This is a genomic window from Intrasporangium chromatireducens Q5-1, assembly GCF_000576575.1.
Lineage (GTDB): Bacteria > Actinomycetota > Actinomycetes > Actinomycetales > Dermatophilaceae > Intrasporangium_A > Intrasporangium_A chromatireducens.
The window spans coordinates 1-3,770 of sequence record NZ_AWQS01000316.1 but is presented as its reverse complement, the minus strand read 5'-3'; the positions used below and the strand labels follow the sequence as shown (position 1 = coordinate 3,770).

Annotated in this window: 4 protein-coding genes; 1 reads left to right on the top strand and 3 read right to left on the bottom strand. The window is 72.9% G+C overall.

The features are described 5' to 3' along the window. From N864_RS20190 to N864_RS20180, 3 genes are all read right to left on the bottom strand, one after another. A partial coding sequence (locus N864_RS20190) for an FAD-dependent oxidoreductase (protein ID WP_034721631.1) occupies positions 1-1,050 on the bottom strand: 1,050 nt, incomplete at its 3' end. Further along, positions 1,047-1,463: a lycopene cyclase domain-containing protein gene (locus N864_RS20185; protein ID WP_081794078.1), complete on the bottom strand. Its 417-nt coding sequence runs from the start codon at positions 1,461-1,463 to the stop codon at positions 1,047-1,049. The genes N864_RS20190 and N864_RS20185, both read right to left, overlap by 4 nt. Then, positions 1,456-1,833, bottom strand: coding sequence for a lycopene cyclase domain-containing protein (locus N864_RS20180; RefSeq protein WP_051518856.1), 378 nt, complete (start codon positions 1,831-1,833; stop codon positions 1,456-1,458). The genes N864_RS20185 and N864_RS20180 overlap by 8 nt, the downstream gene beginning before the upstream one ends. Before the next feature lie 185 nt (positions 1,834-2,018). Between N864_RS20180 and poxB the strand changes: the two genes are divergently transcribed. Beyond that, positions 2,019-3,722, top strand: a complete 1,704-nt coding sequence (gene poxB, locus N864_RS20175) for a ubiquinone-dependent pyruvate dehydrogenase (protein WP_034721634.1) — start codon at positions 2,019-2,021, stop codon at positions 3,720-3,722. Positions 3,723-3,770: the final 48 nt, after the last annotated feature.

The following is a 3,770-nucleotide window of genomic DNA, read 5'->3' as shown; positions in this document are numbered from 1 at the left end:
CGCCAGCCGCGACCGCCACGGGGCGTCCCCGAGCCACTCGGCGCCGGCCACCAGGCGCTGCAGGGCGGCCCGCTCGGTCGCGAGGACGACCTGGTCCGCCTCGAGCGCGGTGCCCTCGTCGAGGTGCACCCGCACGCCGGCACCATCCTCGCCGAGGAGACGCACCTCCCGGCCCGTCCGCACCTCGACGCCCAGGGCGCGCAGGTGCCGTAGGAGGGGGCGCCAGAGCACCTCGTCGTAGGGCCCGGCGGGGACGTCGAAGAGCAGCCCCTCGGCAGACCCGACGAAGTAGGCATGGAACATGGCGACGAGCTCCGCACCGGAGAAGTCCGCCGGATCGGCGAAGAAGCTGCGCGCGAACACCTCGAGGGCCAGGTGACGCGCGGTGTCGGGGAACCGGAGGCGGTCGAGGACCTCTGCGGCGGAGACGCCGTCGTAGTCGCGCCAGGTCTGCGGGAAGGAGACGTCGAGCAGGCCGAGGGCCGCATCGAGGTCGACCCGCGCCAGCTCGCGGAGGGGAAAGCTCGGGCTCGTCGCGACGAACCCGGCCACCGACCACGGCGGCGTGCGCGGCACCCGGGCGAACGAGTCGCGGGGACCCCCGGCCAGCTGCAGGGGGTAGTCGGCGAGCGGCACGAGCGCCTCGAGGCCGGGGTCGGCTCGCCGCAGCAGGGCGCGCAGGTTGTAGTACTGGCGGAAGAACGCATGGAAGCCCCGGCTCATCGCCGCTGGCACAGTGGCGGCAGCAGCCGCCCCCGTCGGCGGCTCCTCAAGCGCCTGCAGCCGCGCCGCCGCCGACGGCCGCGCCACCGGCGCCGGCACCTGGACGTCCCAGGACCGGACCCGTCCCCCAACGGTGTCCTCGCGCTCGAGGAGCACAACCGGCACGCCGCGCTCCGCGAGGCCCGTCGCGGCGGCGAGCCCCGCGACGCCCGCGCCGACCACGACGACCCGGCCGGCCGAGTGGGGCGGGGACATGGGGGCCGGTGCTGCGTGGCGCACCGCACGCGGGTCGCGTCCGGGCCGCCACGTCGTCGCGCGCCTGCTCATCGGTTCTCCTCGTGCCCGTCGCCGGGCGCCGGCTCCGGGGACCGTTTCACCGCGGGCTGCTCCCCCACGGGCTGGCCCACGGGCTGCTCCGCCGCGTTCCCGGCCGAGCCGGCGAGCCGGCGCTTGGCGCGCTCCCAGAGGACGATGACGCTCGTCACCATCGCGAAGCCGAAGAGGAAGTCCTCGACCGGGATGTCCCAGGGAAAACGCCACCCCAGCATCGCGCGCGCGTTGTAGCGCACGATCGGCGCGGACAGCTTGGTCAGCCAGCCATCGACGAGCACCTGGAAGGCGAGCACGATCGCCATGGCGCACCAGAACTGCGCTCGGGAAAAGAGCCGCACCCGCAGCAGGCGGGCCAGGGCGACCGCGCCCACGACCGAGAGGACGGCGAGCGCGGTGTACTCAGGCATCGGGGCTCCCGTCCCGGCTCCGGCGCAGGCCGGGGCGGCTCCTCGCCCGGGTCTGGCGAGCCCGGGCCAGGACCCGACCCACCGCCTCCCACGTCAGCAGGCCGCAGATCGGGACGACGACGAAGAAGACGAGCTCCTCCAGCGGCATCCCGAACACGAGCCGCACCCCGGTCGTGTAGCGCGCGCTGTAGGTCCAGTGCTCCCGCCAGATCCCGACGATGTCCCACACCGAGAAGACGAGGACGACCGGCCACAGGGCACGCCACAGCAGGCGCGGCCGCCGGTAGACGCACGCCCCGAGCAGGAACTCGAGGGGCAGCGTCACGAGCAGGCAGGCGCCCATCAGCAGCAGGTACTGGTAGTGCTCCACGCGTTCCTCGCCTCGTCGCGTCCGTGGGACCCGGGTTCAGCCTACGGTTGCGGGCCGGTCCACGCGCCCTCCTGCTGGAGCACCCGGAGCCCGCTCAGCGGCATACCGGCTGACATTGGGTACCTGCTGCGGGAGGAGACGTTCCCGCTCGAGGAGGGCCAGTGGCACGAACGATCGCGCACAACATGGTCGCCGCGCTGCGCGCGAACGGCGTCAAGCGGGTGTATGGCGTGCCGGGCGACTCGCTCAACGGCTTCACCGACGCGCTGCGCCGCGACGGGACGATCGACTGGGTGCAGGTGCGGCACGAGGAGGGCGCCGCCTTCGCGGCGGCCGCCGAGGCCGACCTGACGGGCGAGCTGGCGGTCTGCGTCGGCAGCTGCGGCCCGGGCAACCTGCACCTCATCAACGGTTTGTTCGACGCGAACCGCAGCCGCGTGCCCGTGCTGGCCATCGCGGCCCAGATCCCGAGCGGCGAGATCGGCAGCGGCTACTTCCAGGAGACGCATCCGCAGGAGCTGTTCCGCGAGTGCAGCGTCTACTCCGAGCTCGTCGCCCACCCGAGCCAGATGCCCCGCGTCCTCGAGATCGCCCAGCGGGTCGCGCTCGAGCGACGTGGGGTGGCGGTCGTCGTCATCCCCGGCGACGTCGCGCTCGAGGAGGCGGTCGACGACCGGGTCGTGCAGGTGCGGGCGACGTCGGCGCGGGTCATGCCGTCGGAGGAGGAGCTGCGCCGGGCCGCCACGATCCTCAACGCCGGCTCCCGCACGACGATCCTCGCCGGCGTCGGCGTGGGCGAGGCGCACGACGACGTGGTCGCGCTCGCCGACCGGCTCGCCGCGCCCATCGTGCACACGCTGCGCGGCAAGGACCGGATCGAGTTCGACAACCCCTTCGACGTCGGGATGACGGGGCTGCTCGGCTTCGCCTCGGGTTACCGCGCCATGGAGGCCGCGGACACGCTGCTCATGCTCGGCACCGACTTCCCGTACCAGCAGTTCTATCCGCGCCGGGCCAAGGTCGTCCAGGTCGACCTCCGCGGGGACCAGCTGGGTCGGCGCGTGCCGCTGGACCTGGGCCTCGTCGGTGACGTCGGCGAGACCGCGCGGGCGCTGCTCCCGCTGCTCGACGAGCAGAAGAAGCGGCGCCACCTCGACGACGCGCTGGCGCACTACGCGAAGACGCGGGCCCGGCTCGACGACCTCGCCACGGAGTCGCGCGGACGGCGGCCGATCCACCCCCAGTACGTGGCCCGGTTGGTCGACGAGCTCGCCGACCCCGACGCGGTCTTCGTGCCCGACGTGGGGTCCCCGGTCATCTACGCGGCGCGCTACCTGCGCATGGGCGGCGGACGGCGGCTCATCGGGTCGTTCATCCACGGCAGCATGGCGAACGCTGTGCCCCACGCCGTGGGCGCACAGGAAGCGTTGCCGGGCCGACAGGTCGTGACGCTGAGCGGTGACGGCGGGATCGCGATGCTCCTCGGCGAGCTGCTGACGGTGACGCAGAACCGGCTGCCCGTCAAGATGGTCGTCTTCAACAACTCGTCGCTCAACTTCGTCGAGCTGGAGATGAAGGCGGCCGGGTTCGTCAACTACGGCACCGACCTGGTCAACCCGGACTTCGCGCAGGTCGCCAACGCGATGGGCGTCAAGGGAATCCGCGTCGAGAAGTCGAAGGACCTGGCCGGCGCCCTCAAGGCGGCCTTCAGCCACAAGGGGCCGGCCCTCGTCGATGTCCTGACGGAGCGGGAGGAGCTGACCATCCCGCCCGCGGTGACGGCTGAGCAGGTCAAGGGCTTCACCCTTTATGCGATCCGCACCGTGTTGTCGGGTCGCGGGGACGAGCTGCTCGACCTCGCGAGCGCCAACTTCCGCCAGCTGTTCTGACCGGTCAGCCGCGGACCGGCCTCTCGACGGTTTGTGGCCTCTCGACGG

What these genes read in the sequence shown, in the direction of transcription:
- N864_RS20185 (WP_081794078.1), bottom strand. Translation starts at nt 1,463, where the DNA reads ATGCCTGAGTACACCGCGCTCGCCGTCCTCTCGGTCGTGGGCGCGGTC.
- poxB (WP_034721634.1), top strand. Translation starts at nt 2,019, where the DNA reads ATGGTCGCCGCGCTGCGCGCGAACGGCGTCAAGCGGGTGTATGGCGTG.